This is a genomic window from Venatoribacter cucullus (assembly GCF_016132445.1).
GTDB lineage: Bacteria > Pseudomonadota > Gammaproteobacteria > Pseudomonadales > Oceanobacteraceae > Venatoribacter > Venatoribacter cucullus.
On the sequence record NZ_CP046056.1, the window covers coordinates 1,748,003 to 1,772,583 of the forward strand.

At 57.2% G+C, this 24,581-nt stretch carries 23 protein-coding genes; 4 read left to right on the forward strand and 19 right to left on the reverse strand.

Annotated features, from left to right (window positions below; genetic code table 11):
* Nucleotides 1-5: 5 nt before the first annotated feature.
* The 6 genes from nqrE to GJQ55_RS08360 form a co-directional block, all read right to left on the reverse strand.
* Complete coding sequence (nqrE, locus tag GJQ55_RS08335; protein WP_228344516.1) at nucleotides 6-620, reverse strand: NADH:ubiquinone reductase (Na(+)-transporting) subunit E; 615 nt, start codon at nucleotides 618-620, stop codon at nucleotides 6-8.
* Nucleotides 620-1,282 (reverse strand): NADH:ubiquinone reductase (Na(+)-transporting) subunit D, encoded by a 663-nt coding sequence (locus GJQ55_RS08340; protein ID WP_228344517.1) that lies wholly within the window; start codon nucleotides 1,280-1,282, stop codon nucleotides 620-622. Before GJQ55_RS08340 ends, nqrE begins: the two co-directional genes overlap by 1 nt.
* Before the next feature lies 1 nt (nucleotide 1,283).
* Nucleotides 1,284-2,084 carry a Na(+)-translocating NADH-quinone reductase subunit C gene (locus GJQ55_RS08345; RefSeq protein ID WP_228344518.1) on the reverse strand — a complete coding sequence of 267 codons (801 nt, stop codon included), beginning with the start codon at nucleotides 2,082-2,084 and terminating at the stop codon, nucleotides 1,284-1,286.
* A complete protein-coding gene (locus tag GJQ55_RS08350; protein WP_228344520.1) occupies nucleotides 2,071-3,285 on the reverse strand; it encodes an NADH:ubiquinone reductase (Na(+)-transporting) subunit B in 1,215 nt (404 codons plus the stop codon). Before GJQ55_RS08350 ends, GJQ55_RS08345 begins: the two co-directional genes overlap by 14 nt.
* A 2-nt stretch (nucleotides 3,286-3,287) precedes the next feature.
* Nucleotides 3,288-4,622 (reverse strand): Na(+)-translocating NADH-quinone reductase subunit A, encoded by a 1,335-nt coding sequence (locus tag GJQ55_RS08355; RefSeq protein ID WP_228344521.1) that lies wholly within the window; start codon nucleotides 4,620-4,622, stop codon nucleotides 3,288-3,290.
* 337 nt (nucleotides 4,623-4,959) lie between these two features.
* Entirely contained in the window at nucleotides 4,960-6,408 is a 1,449-nt protein-coding gene (locus GJQ55_RS08360) for a glyceraldehyde-3-phosphate dehydrogenase (protein ID WP_228344522.1), read from the reverse strand.
* A gap of 225 nt (nucleotides 6,409-6,633) precedes the next feature.
* Here GJQ55_RS08360 and mfd point away from each other — a divergent pair, with 225 nt between their 5' ends.
* Nucleotides 6,634-10,098, forward strand: coding sequence for a transcription-repair coupling factor (gene mfd, locus GJQ55_RS08365; RefSeq protein WP_228344523.1), 3,465 nt, complete (start codon nucleotides 6,634-6,636; stop codon nucleotides 10,096-10,098).
* A complete protein-coding gene (locus GJQ55_RS08370) occupies nucleotides 10,098-10,868 on the forward strand; it encodes a CsiV family protein (protein WP_228344524.1) in 771 nt (256 codons plus the stop codon). The genes mfd and GJQ55_RS08370 overlap by 1 nt, the downstream gene beginning before the upstream one ends.
* A gap of 30 nt (nucleotides 10,869-10,898) precedes the next feature.
* Here the strand turns inward: GJQ55_RS08370 and GJQ55_RS08375 are convergent, their stop codons facing one another.
* From GJQ55_RS08375 to GJQ55_RS08390, 4 genes are read right to left on the reverse strand one after another with little or no spacing between them, the layout of a single operon-like run.
* The gene (locus GJQ55_RS08375) at nucleotides 10,899-11,645 is read right to left on the reverse strand and encodes an S-methyl-5'-thioinosine phosphorylase (protein WP_228344525.1); all 747 of its coding nucleotides are present in this window, start codon (nucleotides 11,643-11,645) and stop codon (nucleotides 10,899-10,901) included.
* A gap of 21 nt (nucleotides 11,646-11,666) precedes the next feature.
* Nucleotides 11,667-12,701, reverse strand: a complete 1,035-nt coding sequence (gene nagZ / locus GJQ55_RS08380; protein ID WP_228344526.1) for a beta-N-acetylhexosaminidase — start codon at nucleotides 12,699-12,701, stop codon at nucleotides 11,667-11,669.
* Nucleotides 12,686-13,228: a L,D-transpeptidase gene (locus tag GJQ55_RS08385; protein WP_228344527.1), complete on the reverse strand. Its 543-nt coding sequence runs from the start codon at nucleotides 13,226-13,228 to the stop codon at nucleotides 12,686-12,688. Before GJQ55_RS08385 ends, nagZ begins: the two co-directional genes overlap by 16 nt.
* A 38-nt stretch (nucleotides 13,229-13,266) precedes the next feature.
* The gene (locus GJQ55_RS08390) at nucleotides 13,267-13,911 is read right to left on the reverse strand and encodes a TetR/AcrR family transcriptional regulator (RefSeq protein WP_228344528.1); all 645 of its coding nucleotides are present in this window, start codon (nucleotides 13,909-13,911) and stop codon (nucleotides 13,267-13,269) included.
* Between the two features lie 260 nt (nucleotides 13,912-14,171).
* Between GJQ55_RS08390 and lexA the strand changes: the two genes are divergently transcribed.
* Nucleotides 14,172-14,771: a transcriptional repressor LexA gene (gene lexA, locus GJQ55_RS08395; RefSeq protein WP_228344530.1), complete on the forward strand. Its 600-nt coding sequence runs from the start codon at nucleotides 14,172-14,174 to the stop codon at nucleotides 14,769-14,771.
* 29 nt (nucleotides 14,772-14,800) lie between these two features.
* On the forward strand, nucleotides 14,801-15,235 hold the full coding sequence (locus tag GJQ55_RS08400) for a cell division inhibitor SulA (protein ID WP_228344531.1): 435 nt from the start codon (nucleotides 14,801-14,803) through the stop codon (nucleotides 15,233-15,235).
* Nucleotides 15,236-15,322: 87 nt separating this feature from the next.
* Here GJQ55_RS08400 and GJQ55_RS08405 read toward each other — a convergent pair whose 3' ends face one another.
* From GJQ55_RS08405 to thiC, 9 genes are all read right to left on the reverse strand, one after another.
* Nucleotides 15,323-15,574, reverse strand: a complete 252-nt coding sequence (locus tag GJQ55_RS08405; protein ID WP_228344532.1) for a hypothetical protein — start codon at nucleotides 15,572-15,574, stop codon at nucleotides 15,323-15,325.
* 159 nt (nucleotides 15,575-15,733) lie between these two features.
* Complete coding sequence (locus GJQ55_RS13385; protein WP_267874257.1) at nucleotides 15,734-16,291, reverse strand: DUF6586 family protein; 558 nt, start codon at nucleotides 16,289-16,291, stop codon at nucleotides 15,734-15,736.
* Between the two features lie 11 nt (nucleotides 16,292-16,302).
* Nucleotides 16,303-16,875: a YfaZ family outer membrane protein gene (locus GJQ55_RS08415; RefSeq protein WP_228344533.1), complete on the reverse strand. Its 573-nt coding sequence runs from the start codon at nucleotides 16,873-16,875 to the stop codon at nucleotides 16,303-16,305.
* 129 nt (nucleotides 16,876-17,004) lie between these two features.
* Complete coding sequence (htpG, locus tag GJQ55_RS08420) at nucleotides 17,005-18,906, reverse strand: molecular chaperone HtpG (RefSeq protein WP_228344534.1); 1,902 nt, start codon at nucleotides 18,904-18,906, stop codon at nucleotides 17,005-17,007.
* Between the two features lie 81 nt (nucleotides 18,907-18,987).
* Complete coding sequence (locus GJQ55_RS08425) at nucleotides 18,988-20,517, reverse strand: bifunctional hydroxymethylpyrimidine kinase/phosphomethylpyrimidine kinase (RefSeq protein WP_228344535.1); 1,530 nt, start codon at nucleotides 20,515-20,517, stop codon at nucleotides 18,988-18,990.
* The gene (locus tag GJQ55_RS08430; RefSeq protein WP_228344536.1) at nucleotides 20,514-21,335 is read right to left on the reverse strand and encodes a thiazole synthase; all 822 of its coding nucleotides are present in this window, start codon (nucleotides 21,333-21,335) and stop codon (nucleotides 20,514-20,516) included. Before GJQ55_RS08430 ends, GJQ55_RS08425 begins: the two co-directional genes overlap by 4 nt.
* Nucleotide 21,336: 1 nt before the next feature.
* On the reverse strand, nucleotides 21,337-21,561 hold the full coding sequence (thiS, locus tag GJQ55_RS08435) for a sulfur carrier protein ThiS (RefSeq protein WP_228344538.1): 225 nt from the start codon (nucleotides 21,559-21,561) through the stop codon (nucleotides 21,337-21,339).
* Nucleotides 21,552-22,676: an FAD-dependent oxidoreductase gene (locus GJQ55_RS08440; protein WP_228344539.1), complete on the reverse strand. Its 1,125-nt coding sequence runs from the start codon at nucleotides 22,674-22,676 to the stop codon at nucleotides 21,552-21,554. The genes thiS and GJQ55_RS08440 overlap by 10 nt, the downstream gene beginning before the upstream one ends.
* Nucleotides 22,673-24,556, reverse strand: a complete 1,884-nt coding sequence (gene thiC, locus GJQ55_RS08445) for a phosphomethylpyrimidine synthase ThiC (RefSeq protein WP_275944418.1) — start codon at nucleotides 24,554-24,556, stop codon at nucleotides 22,673-22,675. Before thiC ends, GJQ55_RS08440 begins: the two co-directional genes overlap by 4 nt.
* Nucleotides 24,557-24,581: the final 25 nt, after the last annotated feature.

The following is a 24,581-nucleotide window of genomic DNA, read 5'->3' on the forward strand; positions in this document are numbered from 1 at the left end:
ACTCCTTACAGCGACACGCCAGAGAATGACATAAAGCCCAGTGACATCAGACCAACGGTCATGAAGGTAATGCCCAGGCCTTGCAGGCCGGCAGGCACATCACTGTACTTCAGTTTTTCGCGGATACCGGCCAGGGCCGTAATGGCCAGCGCCCAGCCGACACCGGCACCGACGCCGTAGACCGCGCTTTCACCAAAGGTGTAGTCACGCTCTACCATGAACAGTACCGCACCCATGATGGCGCAGTTTACGGTGATCAGCGGCAGGAACACGCCCAGCGCGTTGTACAGCGCCGGTACATACTTATCCAGTACCATTTCCAGAATCTGCACCATCGCCGCGATTACGCCGATATAGGTCAGCAGACCCAGGAAGCTCAGATCCACGCTGGCGTATTCTTCACCCATCCAGGCCCAGGCACCTTCTTTCAGCACGTAGGTATAGATCAGGTTATTCACCGGTACGGTAATGGCCAGAACCACCACCACCGCAATGCCCAGACCGATAGCGGTCTGAATTTTTTTGGAGATCGCCAGGAAAGTACACATACCGAGGAAGAAGGCCAGCGCCATGTTCTCGATAAATACCGCCTTAACGAACAGACTGATGTAATGTTCCATTAGTGGCCTCCGGAATGCTCAGTATTCGGCAGAATCTTAAAGTCAGCCTTTTCCACCTGATCTTTCTTCCAGCTACGCAGTACCCAGATAAACAGACCGATAATGAAGAACGCAGACGGCGGCAACAGCAGCAGGCCATTGGAAACATACCAGCCACCATCGGTAACCAGCGGCAGAACTTCGAAACCCAGCAGTTTGCCGGCACCGAACAGTTCACGGATGGTACCCACAGTGATCAGCACCACGGAATAACCCAGGCCATTACCGATACCGTCGAAGAAGCTCAGCACCGGGCCATTTTTCATGGCAAAGGCTTCAGCGCGACCCATTACGATACAGTTGGTAATGATCAGACCCACGAATACCGACAGCTGTTTACTGATGTCGTAGGCGTAGGCCTTCAGGATCTGATCCACCACAATCACCAGCGAGGCGATAATAATCATCTGCACAATAATACGGATGTTATTGGGAATATGATTACGGATCAGCGCAATACCAAAGTTGGAAAATGCGGTTACCGCGGTCAGCGCGATACACATTACCAAGGTCACCTGCAGACTGGTGGTTACCGCCAGCGCAGAACAGACACCCAGAATCTGAACCGCAATCGGGTTCTTACTGAATAAGGGTTCTGTCAGGACATTTTTCAGTTCAGACATATTAAGCCCCCTGTCCTTTCAGCTGGGTCAGCAGCTTGCCGAAGCCCTGCTCGCCGATCCAGAATTTCACCAGATTATCAACACCACGGCTGGTCAGTGTCGCACCGGACAAACCATCCACCTGGTGCGCACTGCCTTCGGCAGCGCTGCCTTTGATGACCGCGATGGCCAATTCACCGTTCTCATTGAACAGTTTCTTGCCAATCCACAGGCCTTTCCATTTCGGATTATCCACTTCACCGCCCAGACCGGGTGTTTCCGCGTGAGCGTAGAAACCCAGGCCGGCGATGGTGTTCATATCACCCTGCACCGCCATAAAGCCGTACAGTGTGGACCACAGGCCGTAGCCATGCACCGGCAGCACGATGGTTTCAATGGCACCATTGTTTTCCACCAGATACACCGCCGCGTATTTTTCCCGGCGCTTGATGCTGGCAATGTCTTCGCTGCCGCTCAGGCGCTCAGACAGCTCCGGCATCTTGGAGGATTTGCGCTGGTCAAAGTTGGCTACGTTCAGACCGGCTGCAGTGATTTCAGCCAGTTCTGCTTCAGTGGCAAAACGGCCTTCGTCCAGGTTCACGATACGGGTAGTGATACGGGCCGCAAACTGCTCGGCCACACTTTTACCCGGTTCGTACAAGCCTGCGGCCTGTAAAACGGCAATACGCTTGTCGTTGGCTTTGTTTTCATTCTGCTTGTCACGCAAGCCTACCGCTGCACCGGCAACGATAATGGCGCACACCAGACACAGCAGAACGGCAACCAGCAGCGTTTTCTGAATGCTGTCGTTATTGGCTGACACGGGCAGTCCTCCGCTTGATATTGGCCTGAACTACAAAGTGGTCGATCAGCGGCGCAAACAGGTTAGCGAACAGAATCGCCAGCATCATGCCTTCCGGGAATGCCGGGTTCACAACGCGGATCATCACCACCATAAAGCCGATCAGAGCACCAAAGAACCACTTACCTTTGTTGGTCATGGACGCCGATACCGGATCGGTGGCCATAAAGATCATACCGAAGGCAAAACCACCCAGAACGAGATGCCAGTACCAGGGCATGGCAAACAGCGGATTGGTGTCAGAACCAATGCCGTTGAACAGCAATGAGGTGGCCACCATGCCGATCATCACACCGGCCACAATACGCCAGGAGGCAATACCCATGACCATCAGCACCACACCGCCGAGCAGAATGGCCAGCGTACTGGTTTCACCCATGGAACCCTGAATAGTACCGATAAAGGCATCCATCCAGCTGGTACCACTGGCAACCACGTTTTCAACACCGCCTTCGTAGGCTTTGCTCAGCGCGGTTGCACCCGAGAAACCGTCGGCTGCCGTCCACACGCCGTCACCGGAAATATTGGCCGGATACGCGAAGAACAGGAACGCACGACCGGTCAGGGCCGGGTTGAGGAAGTTTTTACCGGTACCACCGAAAATTTCCTTACCGATCACCACACCGAAGGTGATACCCAGAGCCACCTGCCACAGCGGAATGGTAGCCGGCAGAATCAGGGCAAAGAGTACGGAAGTCACGAAGAAACCTTCATTCACTTCGTGCTTACGGATGGTGGCAAACAGCACTTCCCAGAAACCACCCACAATAAAGGTCACGGCGTACACCGGCAGGAAGTAAGCGGCACCAAAGACAATGTTGTCCCAGATGCTGGCGGCACTGTGACCACCACCGCCCAGCAAGGCGATCAGCACTTCACGCCAGCCTTCCAGCACCGCGCCGTTGCCAGCGTCGATGGCCAGGTTGGCCTGCAGACCGATGTTGTACATACCGAAAAACATCGCCGGGAAAGTACACAACCATACGGTGATCATAATGCGCTTGAGGTCGATACCATCACGCACATGCGCCGTGTTATTGGTCACGTTCGGCGGGGAATAAAGACCGGTATCCACCGCTTCATAGAGCGGATACATTTTTTCAAACTTGCCACCCTTTTCAAAACTGGGTGCCAGGCTGTCGAGCATACTACGCAAGCCCATAATTAACCCTCCGCCTGAATTCGGGTGAGATTTTTACGCAGAATCGGACCGTATTCGTATTTGCCCGGGCAGACAAAGCTGCACAGGGCCAGGTCTTCTTCATCCAGTTCCAGAGCGCCCAGATTAATAGCGGTGTCCATATCTTCCACAATCAGTGCACGCAGCAGCTGAGTGGGCAGAATATCCAGCGGCATAATCTTTTCATAAGCGCCTACCGGTACCATGGCCCGCTCGGAACCGTTGGTGCTGGTGGTAAAGGCAAAGGATTTCGGCAGCAGTTTGGACAGGTAAACCGGCATCACCGAGAAACGGTTTACCCCGGCACGCAGATAATGCAGGAACGGACGGTCACGACCTTCCAGCAGTACCGATACCTGATTATGGAAACGGCCCAGGAACAATTCATGGCCAGCCGCAGTACGGCCACCAAACACAGAACCGGAAATAATGCGGTTTTCACCAGCGGCTAATTCACCAGCCGTCAGCTGGGTCAGATCGGCACCGACACAGGTGCGTACCAGACGTGGCTTATTCACCTGCGGACCGGCGAGAGCCACTACACGGTCGGTATACAGTTTACCGGTGGTAAACAGATGACCGATGGCGATCACATCCTGGTAACCCACCGTCCAGACAGTGCGGTTAGCGCCCACAGCGTGCAGGAAATGAATATGAGTACCGCTCAGACCCGCCGGATGCGGACCGGCAAATTCTTCGGTGGTTTCGACACCGGCGGCCGGAATGCTGGCAGCCGGAGCTTTACACACGAACAACTTACCTTCGGTCAGGTTCTTCAGCACGGTCAGGCCGTGTTTAAAGGCATCGGCCTGTTCATTAATTACCAGCGCCGGATCAGCAGCGAGCGGATTGGTATCCATGGCATTAACGAAAATGGCGGACGGACGGCTGCCCGGTGCCGGAACTCGTGAGTACGGACGGGTGCGCAGGGCAGTCCATAAACCGGAAGCGATCAGATTGTTCTGGATATCGTCGGCTGACAGCGATGCCAGCTGTGCCGGAGCATAGCTCTGGAAGGTTTCTTCCTCACTGCCATCGACTTCGATAACCAGTGACAGGAATACACGGCGCTCACCGCGGTTAATGGCTTTTACCACACCGGCGGCCGGAGCAGTGTATTGCACGCCTTCTGTTTTTTTATCGGTGAAAATCACCTGGCCTTTCTTGACTCGATCACCTTCCTGAACCGTCATCGTTGGCTTCATGCCAACATAATCTGCGCCCAGCAAAGCTACCTGAGTAACCTGCCGACCTGCAGAAATGACTTGTTCAGGGCTGCCGGTGATTGGTAAGTCGAGACCCTTTCTGATGTTGATCATACGCCTCGCCTAATCACGTTACCGTCCGGACTGATTCCCATGCAAAAACGCACACAACCACCCCTCTCTCCGGATTGCTGTGCGCACGAGCGTTTTCACACTGAAAACAAGCAGTTGGACTCATTTCCCAAGTTAAAAATCGCGCTAAGTATAATGACCGGCCGGCGAATAATCCACCGGTGATCCGGCCTCTGCCCTCCCCCTTTAGGCGTATCTGTGCGATTACGGAAAAACTGCACATCGTTTAACCAGAGCGCTGACACTACCTGACAAAGGCGCACTTCAGACGCCGGCGGCGGGGCAAAAAAAAGCCGCTGCACAAGCAGCGGCCAGGGTATTAAACCTGCTTCGGCAGGGTCGGGTATTCAACCCCGCAGACCTGCTGGGCAATACGCACCACCTGACGGCTGTAGCCGTACTCGTTGTCGTACCACACATACAGGTTAACCTGGTTGCCATTCACGATGGTCGCTTTGGCATCCACAATACCGGCGTGGCTGTTACCGACGAAATCGGTAGATACCACTTCAGCAGAGTTCACCCAGTCGATCTGCTTCTGCAGCGCAGAATGCAGCGACTGTTCACGCAGGAAGTTATTCACTTCTTCCACGCTGGTTTCTTTCTTCAGGTTCAGCGCCAGAATGGCCATGGAGACGTTCGGAGTCGGAACGCGGATGGCATTACCGGTCAGCAGACCTTTCAGTTCCGGCAGCGCTTTGGCCACAGCCTTGGCAGCACCGGTCTCAGTAATCACCATGTTCAGCGGTGCGGAACGGCCACGACGATCACCTTTGTGGTAGTTGTCGATCAGGTTCTGGTCGTTGGTGTAGGAGTGTACGGTTTCCACGTGGCCACTGTTAATGCCGTAGGCATCGTTCATCACCTTCAGAATCGGGGTAATGGCGTTGGTGGTGCAGGACGCGGCGGACAGAATCTTGTCAGAGGCATCGATATCACCGTTATTGATACCGTATACGATGTTTTTCAGATCGCCCTTGCCCGGTGCGGTCAGCAGCACACGCGCCGCGCCGTTGCAGTTAAGGTGCTGGGACAGGCCCGCTTCGTCACGCCATACACCGGTATTGTCGATGATCAGGGCGTTTTTGATGCCGTGCTGGGTATAATCAATTTCCGACGGATCGTTGGCGTAAATAATCTTGATGTAGTTGCCGTTGGCGATCAGTGCTTCGTTTTCGGCATCGATGGTCAGGGTGCCGCGGAACGGACCGTGAACAGAATCACGACGCAACAGGGAAGCGCGCTTCACCAGATCTTCGCCTTTACCACGACGTACCACGATGGCACGCAGACGCAGGCCCTTACCGCCGCCGGATTTTTCAATCAAGATACGCGCCAGCAGACGACCGATACGACCAAAACCGTACAGAACCACGTCGCGGTTTTCGCCGTCGGCCTGGGTTTTGCCAACCACTTCGGCCAGTTCAGCCTGCAGGAAAGCCACCAGATCCTGGCCATTGCCTTCGTTGCGGTATTTTACCGCCAGCTTGCCCAGATCAATGTGCGCACGGCCGACTTCCATATTGCTCAGCGCCGTCAGGATCGGATAGGTATCGTGAACAGACAGCTCTTGCTTCTGCATATGACGCACAAAACGGTGTGCCTTCAGAATATCGATGACGGAACGGTTTACCACCGGACGGCCATACACCGAAGTAACAACGTTTTTCTTGCGGTACAGGGTACCAATCAGAGGAATCATGGATTCTGCGATGGCTTCACGGTCCATCCAGTCCTGCAAACAGGCTTCGCGCATGTCTTGGCTCACGGGGTCACCTTCCGTTAAAGAGTCTGTGGGCTAAAAAATTCGGTGCCGCATTATGCCCTTAAGTGTGCGGCGATGCCAGACGCTGACGGGGTGAGGGTTAAGCGTTCAGGGTTTTGCGCGCTCTGCAGAAACGCCCAACGCCCAACGCCAACACCACGCTTAACCCGCCACGGCGTTTTCCGTTACACTGCCGGCCTCTTTCCGTACCCCGCTTAAGGAGCCGGCATGCACAGCCCACTTCATCCGCCTATTCCCGCCCGTGCTGCCGAGCGCTTTTTCTGGGGTGGTTTGCGCGGTGCCGGTCAGGCGCTGGCCATTGCCGCCGCCGCCGAGCAGCAACCGGGGCTGACGCTGGTGATTACCGCCGATCCGGCCAGTGCCTTACGACTGGAAGAAGAAATCCGCTTTTTTGCCAGCGAACTGCCGGTGCTGCATTTTCCCGACTGGGAAATTCTGCCCTACGACCTGTTTTCCCCGCACCAGGACATCGTCTCCCAGCGTATTGCTACCTTAAGCCGGCTGCACGATTTAAAGCAGGGCGTGCTGATTCTGCCGGTCACCACCCTGCTGCATAAATTACCGCCGGCCAGCTTTTATCAGGGCCAGAGTTTTGCCCTGGATGTGGGACAGTCCTTTAATACCGACACCACCCGCCTGCAACTGGAAGCGGCCGGCTACCATTGCGTGGATACGGTGTACGAACACGGTGAATTTGCCGTGCGCGGTGCCATTGTCGATATTTTCCCGATGGGTCAGGACACACCGTTCCGCATCGAGTTATTCGACGACGACATCGAAACCCTGCGCACTTTCGACCCGGAAACCCAGCGCACCCTGGAAAAAGTGGATTCCATCCGCATTCTGCCGGCACGGGAATTTCCGCTCAACGCCAGCGCCATCCGCACCTTCAAAGCGCGCTGGTTTGATTTTTTTGAGCAGGACCCGAAAGCCTGCCCGGTCTACACCGACGTCAGTCAGGGCATCGCTCCGGCTGGTATTGAATATTACCTGCCATTGTTTTTCAGCGAAGAGACCGGGCAGTTTTTTGACCATCTGCCGCGCCAGACCCTGATCATCCACGACGAGCAGCTGGAAGCGGCCACCCGTCAGTTCCGCCAAGATGTGGAACAGCGCTACGAAAGCCGCCGCCACGACCGTTTGCGGCCAGTGCTGGCGCCGGCCCAGCTGTTTTTATCGGTGGAGCAATTATTCAGCCAGCTGAACCAGTACCCACGGGTGCAATGGAGCAGCAACCCGGCCCCACAACGGGCGGGGGCCACTGAACTGCACAGCGTACCGCTGCCGGACCTGAGCGTGGATGTACGACTTGAACAACCCCTGCAACGGCTGCACACATGGCTGCAGGAACAGCAACAGCAGCGGGTACTCTTCTGTGCTGAATCCGCCGGCCGTCGTGAAGCCTTAAAAGAGCTGCTCGGCCGTATTCAGCTGCGTCCGCAGGAATTTGACGGCTGGCAGGATTTCCTGCGCAGCGACGCACCGGTTGGTTTAACGGTAGCACCGCTGGATGACAGCAGCAGTGTCAGCCTGGCGGATGGCCTGCTGCATCTGGTTACCGAAAACCAGCTGTTCGGCCAGCGTATCCGTCAGACCCGCCGCCGACAGAAGCAGAAAACCGATGCCGAGCTGGTGATCCGCGACCTGTCCGAACTGAAACCCGGCGCCCCGGTGGTGCACCTTGACCACGGTATTGGCCGCTATATGGGGCTGGAAACCCTGGACGCCGGTGGCCAGGTGAATGAATTTCTGGTGCTGGAATACGCCGGCAACGCCAAGCTGTATGTGCCGGTGTCGTCGCTGCACCTGATTTCGCGCTACGGCGGCGCCGAAGAAGGCGGCGCGCCGTTAAGCAAACTCGGCACCGATAAATGGGCCCAGGCCAAGCGTAAAGCGGCCGAGAAAATCCGCGATACCGCCGCCGAACTGCTGGATATTTACGCCCGCCGCGAAGCCCGCAAAGGCTATGCGTTCAGCGGCCCGGATGAAGAATACGAGCGCTTTGCCGCCGGCTTCCCGTTTGAGGAAACCCCCGACCAGCAATCGGCCATTGATGCCGTCATTAAGGATATGTGCTCACCACGGCCCATGGACCGGCTGGTGTGCGGTGACGTCGGCTTCGGTAAAACCGAAGTGGCCATGCGGGCGGCCTTTCTGGCCGTTCAGAGTGGTAAACAGGTGGCGGTGCTGGTGCCCACCACCTTGCTGGCGCAGCAGCATTATCAGAATTTTGCCGACCGCTTTGCCGAATGGCCGGTAAAAGTAGACGTGCTGTCACGCTTTAAATCGGAAAAAGAAACCCAGCAGGCGCTGGAACGGATGCTGGACGGCAAAACCGACATTGTGGTCGGTACCCATAAACTGCTGCAGAACAATGTTAAGTTCGAGCATCTGGGCCTGCTGATCATCGACGAAGAACACCGCTTTGGTGTGCAGCAGAAAGAGCGCATCAAATCGCTGCGGGCCGAGGTGGATATCCTCACCCTTACCGCCACGCCGATTCCGCGGACCCTGAACATGGCCATGGCCAGCATCCGCGATCTGTCCATTATTGCCACCCCGCCGGCCAAGCGCTTAAGCGTGAAAACCTTTGTCCGCCAGCACGACGAACCCACCATCAAAGAAGCGGTACTGCGGGAAATTCTGCGCGGCGGGCAGGTGTATTACCTGCACAATGAAGTGAAAACCATCGAAAAAACCGCCCGCGATCTGGCCGAGGCCATTCCCGAAGCACGGGTGGTGGTGGCCCATGGGCAGATGTCAGAACGTCAGCTGGAAAGCGTGATGGCCGACTTCTACCACAAACGTTTTAACGTACTGGTCTGTACCACCATTATCGAAACCGGTATCGACGTACCCTCGGCCAACACCATCATTATCGACCGTGCCGACAAGTTCGGTTTAGCCCAGCTGCACCAGCTGCGCGGCCGGGTTGGGCGCTCACACCATCAGGCCTATGCCTATCTGCTGACCCCGCCGCCGAAAACTATGACTCAGGATGCCGAAAAACGCCTGGACGCCATTTCCGCCGCCCAGGACTTAGGCGCCGGCTTTATGCTGGCCACCCACGATCTGGAAATCCGCGGTGCCGGTGAGCTGCTGGGTGAAGAACAAAGTGGCCAGATCGAAACCATCGGCTTTACCCTGTACATGGAGATGCTGGAGCAGGCCGTGAAAGCCATGAAGGCCGGCAAAATGCCCGCTGCTGATCTGGCCATTAACCACGGTACCGAGGTAAACCTGCACATTCCGGCGCTGATTCCGGCCGATTATCTGCCCGATGTTAATGGCCGCCTGACGCTGTACAAACGCATTGCCAGTGCCGCCGACGAACTGCAGTTGCGTGAATTGCAGGTAGAAATGATCGACCGTTTCGGCCTGTTACCGGAACCGGTCAAAAATCTGTTCCGGCAGGCGGCGCTGAAACTGCAACTCACCCCGTTAGGCATTGCCAAACTGGACGCCGGCGAGCAGAGTGGCCGTATTGAATTTGCCGCCCAGACCAGCATCAACCCCTTCACGCTGGTGCGACTGGTACAAAGCAAATCCAAAACGTTTAAGCTCGAAGGTGGCAATACCCTGAAATTCAGCCTGAATATGGCGGGTATTGAACAACGCTTTCATCAGATCGAACAGATCATTACCGAATTGCAAAAGGACCCGAATCCGTGATGCCGCGCTTTTCTGTTGTCTTCGCCAGTACCCTGTTGTTCTGCAGCCTGAATCTGCAGGCCGCCCCCTGGTACCGCGTAGAGGTTGTTTTGGTGGCGTACCAGAATCCGCAGCTGATCGGTGATGAACAATGGCCCGATGCACTGCCGCTGCCGCAGGCCGAAGCCCGCGCCCCCGATCTGCGCTGGTGGCATACCCCACCCGTTAGCGGCTATAACGCCCTGCTGGCCGGGTTTGGTTTTAGCCGGCCGCCGGTTGCCGGCTGGGACCTGCCACTGCAACCCTTACCCAACCGGCATCTGCAAGCCGAGGCAGAACGCCTGCAAAAACATCCGGATATGCAGGTGATCTGGCATCAGGCCTGGGTAGAGCCCATTCAGGAGCAGGAACAGGCCATTGTGCATCCGCTGGATATCCGCCTTACGGACCAGCTGGATATTCACCTGAGCGGCAGCATTAGTCTGCATCGCAGCCGGTTTCTGCATGTAAGTACTGACATCGTGGTGCAGCATTTTGAACCGTCACTGGTGCCGGCACTGGCCGATCTGCAGCCGTTAAACAGCCCGATCCGCAGCGATTACCGCACCGATCTGCTGACACAGGCCGCCATTGCCAGCTCCGCCAGCGAAGAAACAGCACCCGTGCCAGTGCGGGCTGCGCACATTCAGCAAAGCCGGCGCATGCGCAGTGGCGAACTGCACTACATTGACCACCCATTGCTGGGCATTGTGGTGAAAGTGGTGCCGGTGACCGACGCCAGCAGCCTCTGAGCCCCGGCGCCGCCAGCGGCTAAAGCGCGGTTACAACCGCGCCAGCGTCGCCGCCAGTAAATCACGCACCTGCTGCATGCCACTGGCAATCACGTTATTGATGTAGTCCATGGTGATCTCCCCGTCACTCTTACCCGCGGCCGGGTTCACCACCAGACAGATACAGGCGTAGGGAATCCCCAGCTCACGCGCCAGCACCGCTTCCGGCATACCGGTCATACCAACCAGATCACAGCCGTCTTTTTCCATGCGGCTGATTTCAGCGATGGTTTCCAGCCGCGGCCCCTGGGTGGCGCCATATACGCCGCCATCCAGCGCAGCAATACCGGCATTTTTCGCCGCCTGCACGATGGCACGGCGCAATGTTTCGTCGTAGGGATGGGTAAAATCAATGTGCTGTAACGGCCGGAATTCACCGTCAAAAAAGGTACTGTCACGGCCCCAGGTGTAATCAATCAGCTGCTGCGGCACCGCAATCACACCCGACTGCATGGCCGGAGTAATACCACCGACGGCGTTCACCGCAATAATGGCATCCACGCCCTGCTGCTGCAGTGCCAGCAGGTTGGCGCGGTAATTCACCTTATGCGGCGGCACCGCGTGTGGGTGACCGTGGCGGGCCAGAAACACCACCTCTTTGCCGGCCCACTGGCCGCTGTGCAAAGGCGACGAGGGTTGGCCGAGCGGGGTTTCCACAACCAGCGCCGGATTCAGCTGCGGGCCTTGCAGCTGGGTTAAACCAGTGCCACCAATAATGGCAATATTCTGGAACGACATAACAATCGGCTTCCTGTTCGTTTATTCCTGCCAGAGGGCCGCCAGACGCTGGCGGATCTGTTGTTGACGAGCCGCATCCACCACGGTGGTGGCCGGCCCCTGCAAATACGCTAATGACAGCGCGGTAAACTCACCCGCCGCGCGTAAGCCACGGGCGGCATCAATTACCTGCTGCGCCGCGACCCGGTCGTTACACACCAGCAAGGCATTGGCGCCGGCGGCGGCGGCGGCCTGCGCCCGGCCGGCATAGTCGCCGGCGCTGGCGGCACCGGCCATGGATAAATCATCGCTGAAAATCACGCCCTCAAACTGCAACTGGCGGCGCAGAATTTCCTGCAGCCAGAGCGCAGAAAAACCCGCCGTATACTGCGCATCAACAGCCGGATAGACCACGTGAGCCGGCATAATACCGGCCAGCAAACCAGACTGAATTAAGGCAGCAAAAGGAGCAATATCGGTTTGCAATTGGGGCCACGGCCGCTCATCCACCGGCAAGGCCAGATGTGAGTCCGCCGCCACCGCCCCATGACCGGGAAAATGCTTGCCCACGGCCGCCATACCGGCCTGCTGCATACCGGCAATAAAAGCCCCGGCCAGGCGGGTAACGGTGGCAGCATCATGGCCGAACGCCCGATCACCGATCACCTGGGACACATCGCGTTCAATATCCAGTACCGGGGCAAAACTCAGATGCACACCACAGGCGCGCACTTCCGCCGCCATCAGCCAACCCAGTTCCTGTGCCAGCTCAAGTGCTTCCGGAGGATTGCGGTGGTAAATCTGCTCCAGCGTCAGCATCGGCGGTAACCGGGTAAAGCCCGTACGAAAACGCTGCACCCGGCCGCCTTCCTGATCGGCACAGAGCAGCAAATCCGGACGCAACTCACGAATGGCCGCCGTCAGCTCCTGCAGTTGCTGCGGTGACTGGTAATTACGGGCAAAGAAAATGAGACCGCTGAGTTCCGGCTGGCGCAAAAACTCATGATCCTCCGGACTCAACTGCAGACCGGCAAGATCGGCGATCACGCCGACGGCGTGGGTCAGAGATTGCGGCATGGAATCCTCGCAAAACTGTGCTCCTGAATCCATACCGGCGTCCCCGGTGGCGCCAGAGCAAACAGCAGTAATAAATCGGCATTGTGCATACGGATACAACCGTGCGAAGCCGGTACGCCCATGGGTTCGGAATCGGGCGTGCCGTGGATATAAATAAAGCGGCGCATGCTATCGACATTACCCAATCGGTTACGGCCGGTTTCCTGGCCTTGCAGCCATAAAATGCGGGTCAGAATCCAATCCCGGTCAGGTTGCTGCTGCGCCAGTTGCGGCGAATATATTTCACCGGTGACACGACGACCACGGAAGACGGCATTCAGCGGCGCACCCGCACCAATCGCGGCACGGATACGGTGCCAGCCACGCGGGGTCTGCTCTGACCCCTGCTGCTCACCCGGGCCGTTCTTCGCCGTGGATACCGGAAAAACATGGCAGACACCAGCACTGGCAATACGCAGCTGCTGATCTGCCAGGGAAATTTCTATCAGGGGAGTGACGCTGGCGCCATCACGGATCATAAAATCCATCTCAATACCGGAAAACGCTCAGTGTATTCCGGTGCGCGTTACTGAGCCTGATGGGGCGCGTTCAAACCGGACGCGAGGAAAGGTATCAATTTATCAATCACTTGCGCAACATCGGCGGCCTTGCCCAGATCATGTTCCGCCATCGCCGTAAGGGAATCGGCACCGGATAAGGTAAAGACCGTGGCGCCCAGCATAAAGTGGATACGCCAGAAACGTTCTTCATCGGATAAATCCGGCGTCGCAGCGGTAATCAGCTGCATAAACACCGTAAATACCGGCGCGTATTCTTTTTGCAGAAAGCGGCGCAGGTGGCCTTGCCCCTGGGTATAGGCCAGACCCAGCAGGCGCATAAAAATACCCAGCCGGCGCGGACTGTCGTGGCCGGCGTGCAGGGCCGTGCGCGACAGCAGCAATAATAACTCTCGCAGTTGTGGCTGCTGCTGGGGCAGCTGCTGGTGAATGGTCAGCAGCTCCTGCTCCAGCTGTTCACAGAAAGGCGCCAGGAAGCGGGCGAACACCGCCTGAATCAGCGATTTTTTTGAACCGAAGTGATAGTTCACTGCCGCCAGATTCACCCCCGCACGGGTGGTGATATTGCGCAATGATGTCTCCGCAAAGCCGCGCTCGGAAAACAGCTCTTCGGCGGCGTTAAGGATGCTTTTTACCGTATCTTTCTGTGCCATGGGGTTCCGGCTCCCGATAACTGCCGGAACCCCGGCAGCGTATAAAAACAAGTGTTTCAAACATACGTTTAAAACATAACAAAGGCAAGCACAGAGCATGCCGGACAAGACCACCGTCACATTACTCAGCAGAAATACGCCGGCTGACCGAGCACAAAGCGCAGACACTTCAGCCTTATGACACAGAAAAGGGTTTACAACCGGCAAAACACTGTATAAATTCACACCTACTGTATAGATCAACAGACTGGATAAGCATCATGATCAAGCTCACCGCCCGTCAGCAGCAGGTTCTGGATTTTATCCGCAAGGCCATTGAAGACACCGGCTTTCCGCCGACCCGCGCCGAAATCGCCACCGAACTGGGGTTCCGTTCCCCCAATGCCGCGGAAGAACACCTGAAAGCCCTGGCCCGTAAAGGCGCTATTGAAATGATGCCGGGCGCTTCCCGCGGCTTACGCATTGTTGAAGCCCAGAATCCCGGCCTGCCGATTGTTGGCCGGGTAGCCGCCGGTGAGCCCATTCTGGCGCAGGAACATATTGAAGATTACTGCACCATTCCGCCGGAGTTTTTCCATCCGCAAGCCGATTACCTGCTGGAAGTGCACGGCGACAGCATGAAAAACATTGGCATTATGAACGGTGATTACATTGCGGTGCATAAAGCCAGCACCGCCCGTAATGGTGAAATTGTGGTCGCCCGGGTGGGTGAAGAAGTAACGGTTAAACGCTACGAAAAACAGCGTACTCAGGTGGTTCTGCATCCTGAAAACGAAGATTACCAACCCATTCAGGTTGATCTGCGCGAACAGGAGTTCGCCATTGAAGGCCTGTATGTCGGCGTTGTCCGTCGCCACTGAAACTGTCAGAAATTTGCCGAGGTATGGTTATGCGTCAGTTATCTTTTACCATGTCTGAACCGGGCCTGGCCCTCAGTTCGGCTCTGCCGGTCACTGCCGACCACGCGGTCAGCGGCAGCCTGACCGAAATGATCGTCGGTGAAAGCAGTGCCATTCAGCCGATGCAATTATTGCCGCTGCTGGCCCAGTGCAATGCCCAGCAACGCTGGCTGATGTGGCTGAGCCCGCAACGCACGCTGAACAAGCAATGGCTGGAAAGTCTGGGGCTGGGTAAGTCGCCGGTGATTCATCTGGATTTATGCGCCGATACTCAGCTGGCGCTGTGCACCAAGGTACTGGCCGCCGCCAACAGCCACCTGATCATTGAATGGCAGGGCGAGCTGACGCGTGAAGAACGCCTGCAGCTGCGCCAGCAAGCCCAGCGCAGTGGCAGCCACGTGGTGCTGATTCAACGCCTGCCCTGAAGGTTCGGTCATAACGCGGCAGCATAAAAAAAGCCCTGTGCGTTTCCACGCCAGGGCTTTTTTATTACAGACACCGTCAGTGACTGTTTAATGCAAACGCTGCTGATACTCCGGCGTATCAAAATCATCACGCTCAACTTCCATACCGGACAACTCGCCCACTTTACGCACACCGGCTTCCAGCATTACCCGGGCAACGTCCAGATGATGCATCTGCAGACTGGCACGGGCGTCGTCGGAAAAATGAATGGATACCAGTGCATCACCGTCCTGATCGTCGGCGCGACGCAGGGCCACATCACCATTGGAAAGTTCTACGATTTCAAAAAAGCGTGCCATAACCGCCTCTCTAAACAGGGCGCGCGACTATATCACAGCAGTGCCCCAATAGCTTGAGGACGCCACAGAACAGTTAGTAATAAAAAGTAATTGAATAGAACAGAAACACGGCAGCCAACCGGCTGCCGTGTTGCAGTGCATCAGTTTTCGTGGCGACATTCAGCTTTCGTGACGATTAGCGCGCTGGGCATCGATCAGCCGTTCCAGCTGCCGGGACCAGCCGGCAACGTCGGTGGCGGGTTCGGCGGCGGTCAGCGGAATCAGATCAATACGCTGCGCCGGTGGCGCGGCAGCATCATCCTCGTCATGGCCGTTATCATGCTCATGGTCGTGATCATGGTGATGATGATGGTCGTCATGACGATGCCGGTGATGGCCTGCTGCGGCCGACGCCGGTGGCAGCATCTGGCGCTCCACCGCCAGCAGTAACTGCGCCAGCCAGCTGAACGGATCGGCCGCCAGCTGCTGCAGCTCGCGCACTTCTCCGGTGACCAATGGCATCTGTTGCAGCAACTGCTCCAGACTGCTGAATGGCTGGCGGTATGACGCCGCCTCGGCCAGTTCGTGCAGGTAACACAACCAGGCATCACGCAGCTGGTACAGCGCACTTTCCTGTAACGCCTGCTGTAATACCAGCTCGCCACACTGCTGTTGCTGCTCCTGCAGCAAACGGCACTGATAGAGTTTCTGATTGGTCTGGCGCAGCCAGTGCGACATGATCGTTAACCTCAGAAATCGATGCTTAAGCCGGCGTGCAGGCCATCACCGAGTTCATAACGGCTGCCGCCGCCATCGAGGCGGATACCGACATAGCGGTAACCCACAAACAAGCGGGCGGTCGGAATCATGCTGTATTGCAGACGCAGATCGGCGTTGATGATGTTATCGGCATCCGAAAACGACAGTACCGAAGGTGCGTAATAACCATAACCGGCCACACTCACATCGCGGTTCGCCGGAAAGGCATAGCGGAAAAAACCACCCACGCCAACACCGCCGGCATCAAACCAGTCGGTATTAATGGCGTGCAGTTTGGCGCCGATACCGATGTACAGATTGCGCTTACCCGGACGCACATCCACCACGTGCACACCGGCTTCCAGCATGTCGCCATCGTCTTCATGATGCAGCCAGGCTAAATTAACATGCATACCGGAATTCGCCTGCGTGGCATCCCAGGCAAAACGGAAATCATCATTCGATAAGCTCAGATCCAGTGAACCACCTGCCTGTACGGCCGGAGCCGCCAACGCCACACCCAAGCCCAGAACTGCCAGTGTTTTTTTGATAACTGCCGTCATGCCTATCCCCAATGGTTGTTTCAGTCACGGGCTTCATGCCCGGTTAAAAATTGCTGTGCATAATAACAGCGCGGCGGCCGGGGTAAAACCAGGGCCGCCGCCAACAGTGCATTACGTCACAGGGTGTCGTTACTGCAGCAAATCCAGCAGCAGTTTATTCAGACGCGCAACATACTGCGCAGGTTCCTTCAGCTGACTGCCTTCCGCCAGCTGCGCCTGCGCGTAAATCAGCGCCGCCAGCTCAGCAAAGCGGTTTTCGTCCTGCTCTTTATCCAGCCGTTCAATCAACGGATGCGCCGGATTAATTTCCAGGGTGGATTCCGGTTCCGGTACCTGCTGGCCAGCCGCTTCCAACAGGCGCCGCATATGGCCACCCATATCGTACTGCCCTACCACCAGACAGGCCGGAGAGTCGGTCAGACGCGACGTCACGCGTACGGTTTTTACTTCGCTTTCCAGCGCTTTTTGCACGCGCTCCACCAGGTCTTTATGGGTTTCGGCCAGCGCCTGTTGCTGTTCTTTTTCAGCGCTGTCGGCCAGATCATCCAGATCCAGTTCACCTTTGGTCACGTCCTGGAACAGCTTGCCATTAAACTCGGTCAGGTGGCCGACCATCCATTCATCCACGCGGTCGGTCAGCAACAATACTTCCACTCCTTTGCTGCGGAAATATTCCAGATGCGGGCTGCTGGCCACGGCGGCGTAATTTTCGCCGGTAATGTAGTAAATCTTTTTCTGCCCTTCACGCATGCGGGCGACATAGTCTTCCAGCCCCACGCTTTGCGCTTCGCCCTCACTTTTAGTCGTGGCAAAACGGAATAACGCAGCGATTTTTTCGCGGTTACTGAAATCTTCAGCCGGGCCTTCTTTCAGCACATCACCAAATTCATTCCAGAAGGTCTGGTATTTTTCCGGTTCGTTCTTCGCCAGTTTTTCCAGGCTATCCAGCACCCGTTTAACCAGTGCACTGCGCAGGCTTTCTACCTGTTTATCCTGCTGCAGAATTTCACGCGATACGTTCAGCGATAAATCGTTGGAATCCAGTACGCCTTTCACGAAACGCAGATACAACGGCAGGAACTGCTCGGCGTCGTCCATGATAAAGACGCGCTGCACGTACAGTTTCAGGCCACGTGTCGCTTCGCGGTTCCAGATATCAAAGGGCGCTTTGGCCGGAATATACAGCAGGCTGGTGTAGTCCAGCTTGCCTTCTACTTTGTTGTGCATCCACAGCAGCGGCTCGTTCCAGTCGTGGGAAACGTGCTTGTAGAATTCTTTGTAATCTTCATCGCTGATATCGGACTTGCTGCGGGTCCACAAGGCTTTGGCCTGGTTCACCGCTTCCGGAATTTTCTTCGCCTCACCGTCCGCATCATCAGTGCTGGTTTCCTGCGGCAGGAAAACCGGCACGGCAATATGGTCAGAATATTTTTTAATTAACGAACGCAGTCGGAAGCTGTCAGCAAATTCCACATCATCTTTCTTCAGATGCAGGGTGATGCGAGTACCGCGCTTGGCTTTCTCAATGCTTTCCAGAGTGAAATCACCTTCACCAGCGGATTCCCAGCGCACCGCAGCGTCCGCCGCTTCACCGGCACGACGGGTTTCTACGGTGACTTTATCGGCGACAATAAAGGCCGAATAAAAACCCACCCCAAACTGGCCGATGAGTTGCGAATCTTTTTTCTGATCGCCGCTTAATTTGCTTAAAAATTCGGCGGTGCCGGACTTGGCAATGGTGCCCAGGTGATTAACCACATCGTCACGGTTCATACCGATACCATTGTCTTCAATGGTCAGGGTGCCGGCGTCTTTATCGAAATCGATGTGCACCGCCAGTTCGCTGTCGCCTTCGTACAGGCCATCATTCTGCAGTGCTTCAAAGCGCAGTTTGTCGCAGGCATCCGAGGCGTTGGAAATCAATTCCCGCAGAAAAATCTCTTTGTTGGAGTACAAAGAGTGAATCATCAGATGCAGCAGTTGTTTGACTTCGGTTTTAAAACCCAGGGTTTCTTTGCTGGCGGCAGTCATGCCCTACTCCTTTACCATCCGGTTGATTAAGCACGCAACGACAGTCAGCGTCGTTGCTATGCCGGAGTAAATGGGGCCGTCTTACACCATTTCAAGAGCTTCCTTCCGAATGGCCGGTAACCGGCGGCGGAACTGCATCAGCCGCTGCGCCAGCGCATCATCGGCACGTAAATCCGTGACCACCGCCACCGAACTTATGCCGGTTGCCAGAACCTGGGCCACATTCTGATGGGTAATGCCGCCAATGCAGGTCAGTGGATGATTCTGAAAACAGCTCACCCAACGGCTCAGTTGCACTATGCCCAGAGGCGGATAACGCAGCTGTTTGGATAACGGCGGGAACACCGGCCCAAACGCGATGTACGAGGGTTGCACGCCACGGGCACGGGCAATTTCCCAGTCGCTGTGAGTGCTGATTCCAAGCCGGATGCCGGCGCGTTGCAGCGCAGGCAAATCCGCTGTCAGCACGTCTTCCTGCCCCAGATGTACGCCATAGGCCCCCAATTCCAGTGCCAGTTGCCAGTCATCGTTCAGATACAGCGGCACCCCGGCCGCACGGCACAACTCGATGGCGCGGGCAGTGTCGGCCTGATACTCCGGTCCGGGGTCTTTGACCCGCCACTGCAGGCTGTCGATGCCTAATTCCAACAACTGTTGCAGATGGAGCAGATTATCCACCAGCCCATACAGCCCAAGCGGTGCGGCCGGCAGAAACGCGTTATCCGGCCACTCTTCATCAGCCGGCAACACCAGCGGCCAATCCTCAGCCGTGGCCTGCTCCAACGGCACCGCACGGGCATTGTCATAGCCACTGCTCCGGTGGCTGGCGCAGCGAACGGCCAGACGAGCCATGGTCACGGCCTGAATGAGGGCGTCGTAGAGGCTATGCCCCTGCGCCAGCGCACAGGCCAGCGCCGCCGCCAGATGACAGCCGGTGCCATGAACCTGCCGGGCGATGTGCCGATGACGGAAGCGGAACACGGGCAACAGTTGCGGTCCGGGTAACTCATCGTTGTGGTCATGCGCGGCACTGAAACACCAGTCTTCCAGAACATCGTCATCCAGCGGACTGTCGCCGCCGGTAATCAATACGGTCTGTGCTCCCAGCGCCTGCAGCGCAGCAGCACAATCGGCCAGGTTGCTGGCAACGGGTAAGCCGGTCAGCAAACAGGCTTCGGTGCGGTTGGGGGTGATCACCCGGCATCGCTGCAGCAACGCCATCAGGTATTGCCGCAACGCCGGTGTTTGCCAGCACGACTGCAGCACACCGCCCTGACTGGCGGATAACACCGGGTCCCACACCACCTGCCCCGGAAATGCCTGCAGCTTTGGTAACAGCCAGCGCAGACATTCCACACTGGCCGGCAGCCAGCCAAGCCGGATCACCGCCGGCCAGCCGTCCTGCCGCAGGCTTTGCCACTGCGCTTCCAACATTGGCGTATCGACCAGTGTCAGCGCCTGCACGCCCGCACTGTTCTGAGCGGTAATGGCAAGGGTGATCACCGCACAATCCACTCCCATGGCCTGGGCTACGCGCAGATCGGCGGCACTGCCGGCACCCCCGCTGCTGTCGCTGGCGGTCAGACTCCAGATCAACGGTGGTTGGGTCATAACGCCCCCTCCTGATGCCAGAACGGCAACCCCAGTACCGGCGTCGACGGGCTGGCCTGTTGTTGTTCGCACATCAGTCCGGCCCGATAGGCCTGCCGGCCTCCATCCACCGCCTGACGGAACGCCGCCGCCATGGCCACCGGTTGCTGCGACCGTGCCACGGCGGTGTTCAGCAACACGGCATCAAAGCCCATTTCCAGAGCCGCCATGGCTTGCGAGGGTTTGCCGAGTCCGGCATCAATCACCAGCACCGCATCCGGCAGCCGCTCGCGCAGGGTCTGCAGTTGCCAGGGATTCAGCAGGCCTTTGCCGGTACCGATCGGCGCGGCCCAGGGCATCACCGCCGGACAGCCCAGCTCCAGCAAGGTGCGGCATAACACCAGATCATCGGTGCAATAGGGCAGCACCTTAAAGCCCTGTGCAATCAGCTCGCGCGCCGCTTCCACCAGTTGCAGCGGATGCGGCTGCAGGCTGTAGTCATCACCGATGACTTCCAGCTTGATCCAGTCGGTGGCGAATAATTCCCGCGCCATTTGGGCCAGCAAAATCGCTTCGCGCGCCGTATAACAACCGGCGGTATTCGGCAATAAGCGCGCCCCACTGTCACGCACGTAGCTCTGCAGCAAACTCCAGTGGCTGTCCGGCTGCTGTTGTTGCTGTACCTGCGCGGCACTCTGACGGCGCAACGACAAGGTCACAAACCCCGGTTGTGCGGCCTGCAATGCCTCACTCATCACCTGCGGCGAAGGGTACAGCGACGAGCCCAGCCACAAGCGGCTGCCAATGGTTTCACCGGCAATCACCAATGCATTGCTCATATCAGCCTCCGGTAATCACGCTGAGCACATCAATGCAGTCGTCTTCCTGCAGCGCCGTACTGGCATAGCGGCTGGAACTGATAATGTGTTGATTGAGGGCCACCACAAAGCGCATGGAAAACGCCGTGGCATCATCCGACAAAAAACCCAGCTGCTGCAGCAGTGCCAGCAGCGAGCCCGGGTAAACCCGGCATTCATAAGGCTCACCATTAATAATTAAACGCATGGGGAGGCCTCCGTACGGCACCGTGGCGCCGCTTCTGACACGGGTACTTGCAGGGGTAAATCAAACTCCGTCTGCAGTTGCTGCAGCACGGCCGGCGCCAGCAAATAGCCATGACGGAACAGGCCGTTAATGCGTAGCCCCTGCCCGGCCAGCGGCACAATGCAGGGTTGGTGGTCGGGCAGCGCCGGGCGGCAATTGACCTCGAAGCTGAGAATACGGGCCTCGGCCAGCGCCGGGCACAGACTGTAGGCGGCACTCAGTAGCTCCAGCGCCGAACGCACACTCACCGGCGAGCGGTCATCGCTGTCAATTTCCGTTGCGCCCAGCACGTAGCGGTAACGGCCATCGACCTGTCCCTTCGGCACCAGATACAGGTGATAGCGCGGGTGCAACAACCGCACCGGGCGGCTGAGGTTTACCTCGGCGCTGTCCAGCCACAGCACCTCGCCGCGCACCGCGCGCAGCGCCGGCATATCCGACCGTGCGCCCGTACCGCGACAGTCGAGCCAGATATCCTGCGGCCGGGCCTGTCCGACCGGCAACGTGGCCACCGGATGATTGAAATGAAACACAGCGCCCGCCTGTTGTGCGGCCTGTTGCAGCACCACCAATAAGGCGCGGTTATCGATGTGCGCCTCCTGCGGCAGCCAGAAGCCGGCCAGCAGTTGCGGATTCAGGGCCGGTTCCAAAGCCTGCAGTTCACCCACCTGTAACGGCTGCACACTGTCAGTACGGCCACCAGGCCAACCGCCGTGCTGACGCAAAGAACGGCCAAACTGCAGCAACTCGCCCTTGTCCGCCGGATGCGCCACCAGCACACTGCCGCTCTGGCCATAAGCCACCCGGATGCCGGTATCCTGCGCCAGCTCTTCCAGCAATGCCGGCCATAACGCCAGCGACTGTAAGCCCTGCTGAAACACCTGCGAATGGCACAGCGGTGCTTCCGACCAGGGCGCAACCATACCGGCAGCCGTCCAGGCTGCGGCTTGCGGAGACTCAGCGGATGCCTGTTCGTAGACACTGACGGGCATGCCCTGCCGGGCCAGACGCCACGCCAACAAGCTGCCCAATAAACCGGCACCGGCAATATGCCAGTGGATTGGGTGTGGCGTCATACTTCAGCCTCCCGGTACAACTGGCTGCCCTGGGCGCGGAATTCGGCGGCTTTTTCCTGCAGCGCCTGCCGGGTTTCCTGAGCGGCCTGCGCAGCGGCAACATCGCGCACTTCCTGCGAAATTTTCATGGAGCAGAATTTCGGCCCGCACATCGAACAGAAATGCGCCAGTTTATGGCCTTCTTTCGGCAGGGTTTCGTCGTGGTAAGCGCGGGCGGTATCCGGGTCGAGGGCCAGATTAAACTGATCCTGCCAACGGAATTCGAACCGCGCTTTCGACATGGCATTGTCGTGCAGCTGCGCCGCCGGATGGCCTTTGGCTAAATCGGCGGCATGGGCAGCAATTTTGTAGGCCATTAATCCCTGTTTTACGTCGTCTTTATTGGGCAGCCCCAGATGCTCTTTGGGGGTGACATAGCAGAGCATGGCGCAGCCGTACCAGCCTATTAATGCCGCGCCGATACCTGAGGTAATGTGATCGTAACCCGGTGCAATATCCGTGGTTAAAGGCCCCAGCGTATAAAACGGCGCTTCGGCACAATGCTCCAGCTGCCGTTCCATATTCTCCTTGATCAAATGCATCGGCACATGGCCCGGCCCTTCAATAAAGGTCTGCACATCGTGCTGCCAGGCAATTCTGGTTAACTCGCCGAGGGTTTTTAATTCGGCAAACTGAGCGGCATCGTTGGCATCGGCAATGGACCCCGGACGCAACCCATCGCCGAGCGAAAAGCACACATCGTAGGCTTGCATAATTTTGCAGATGTCGTCGAAATGGGTGTAAAGAAAATTTTCTTTATGATGCGCCAGACACCATTTCGCCATGATCGAACCACCCCGGCTGACAATACCCGTCACCCGGTTGGCGGTCAGCGGAATATAGGCCAGACGAACACCGGCGTGAATGGTGAAATAATCCACACCCTGCTCAGCCTGTTCGATTAAGGTGTCGCGATAAATTTCCCAGGTCAGGTCTTCGGCCACGCCATTGCATTTTTCCAGCGCCTGATACAGCGGCACAGTGCCGATCGGTACCGGTGAGTTGCGGATAATCCATTCACGCGTTTCGTGAATATTGTCGCCAGTGGAGAGATCCATCACAGTATCGGCCCCCCAACGAGTGGCCCACACCATTTTCTCAACTTCTTCCTCGATGGAAGACGTCACGGCCGAGTTACCGATATTGGCGTTCACCTTGGTACGGAAATTACGCCCGATAATCATTGGCTCGGTTTCCGGATGATTAATATTACAAGGGATAACCGCCCGCCCCCGGGCAATTTCACTGCGTACAAATTCCGGGGTAATTTCCGCTGGAATCGACGCGCCAAAGCTAAGCCCGGGATGCTGATGTTTCTGTGCTTCGTCCAGTTGCGCCCTGCTCAATGCCAGATTTTCGCGGATCGCCACGTACTCCATTTCCGGCGTAATAATCCCCTGACGGGCATACCACAGCTGGCTGACGTTTTTACCGGGTAGCGCCCGGCGCGGCTTGCGCTTTAAATCGAACCGCAGGGGTTCCAGCGTCAGATTCATTTCCCGAAGCCGGGCGTAAGCGGAACTGAACGCCGGCAATGCTTCGCTGTCACCCCGTTCGGCAATCCAGTTTTGACGCAACGCCGGTAAGCCCTTACGCACATCAATCTGCACGGCCGGATCGGTATAGGGGCCAGAAGTATCGTAGACCCGCAGTGGCGGATTAATTTCTTCGCCGCCACTGGCCAGCCGGGTCGGCGTCAGATGAATTTCACGCAGTGCCACCTGCAAATCAGGCCGGCTGCCCGGAATGTGTATTTTTTCCGACCCCGGAAAGGGTTGTCGGGATAATTCAGTGACAGAAAGCGAATTACGCAAGGCGTGGCTGTTTTGTTGTTTGCCCATGCTCAGTACCTTTTTGCAGTCCTGT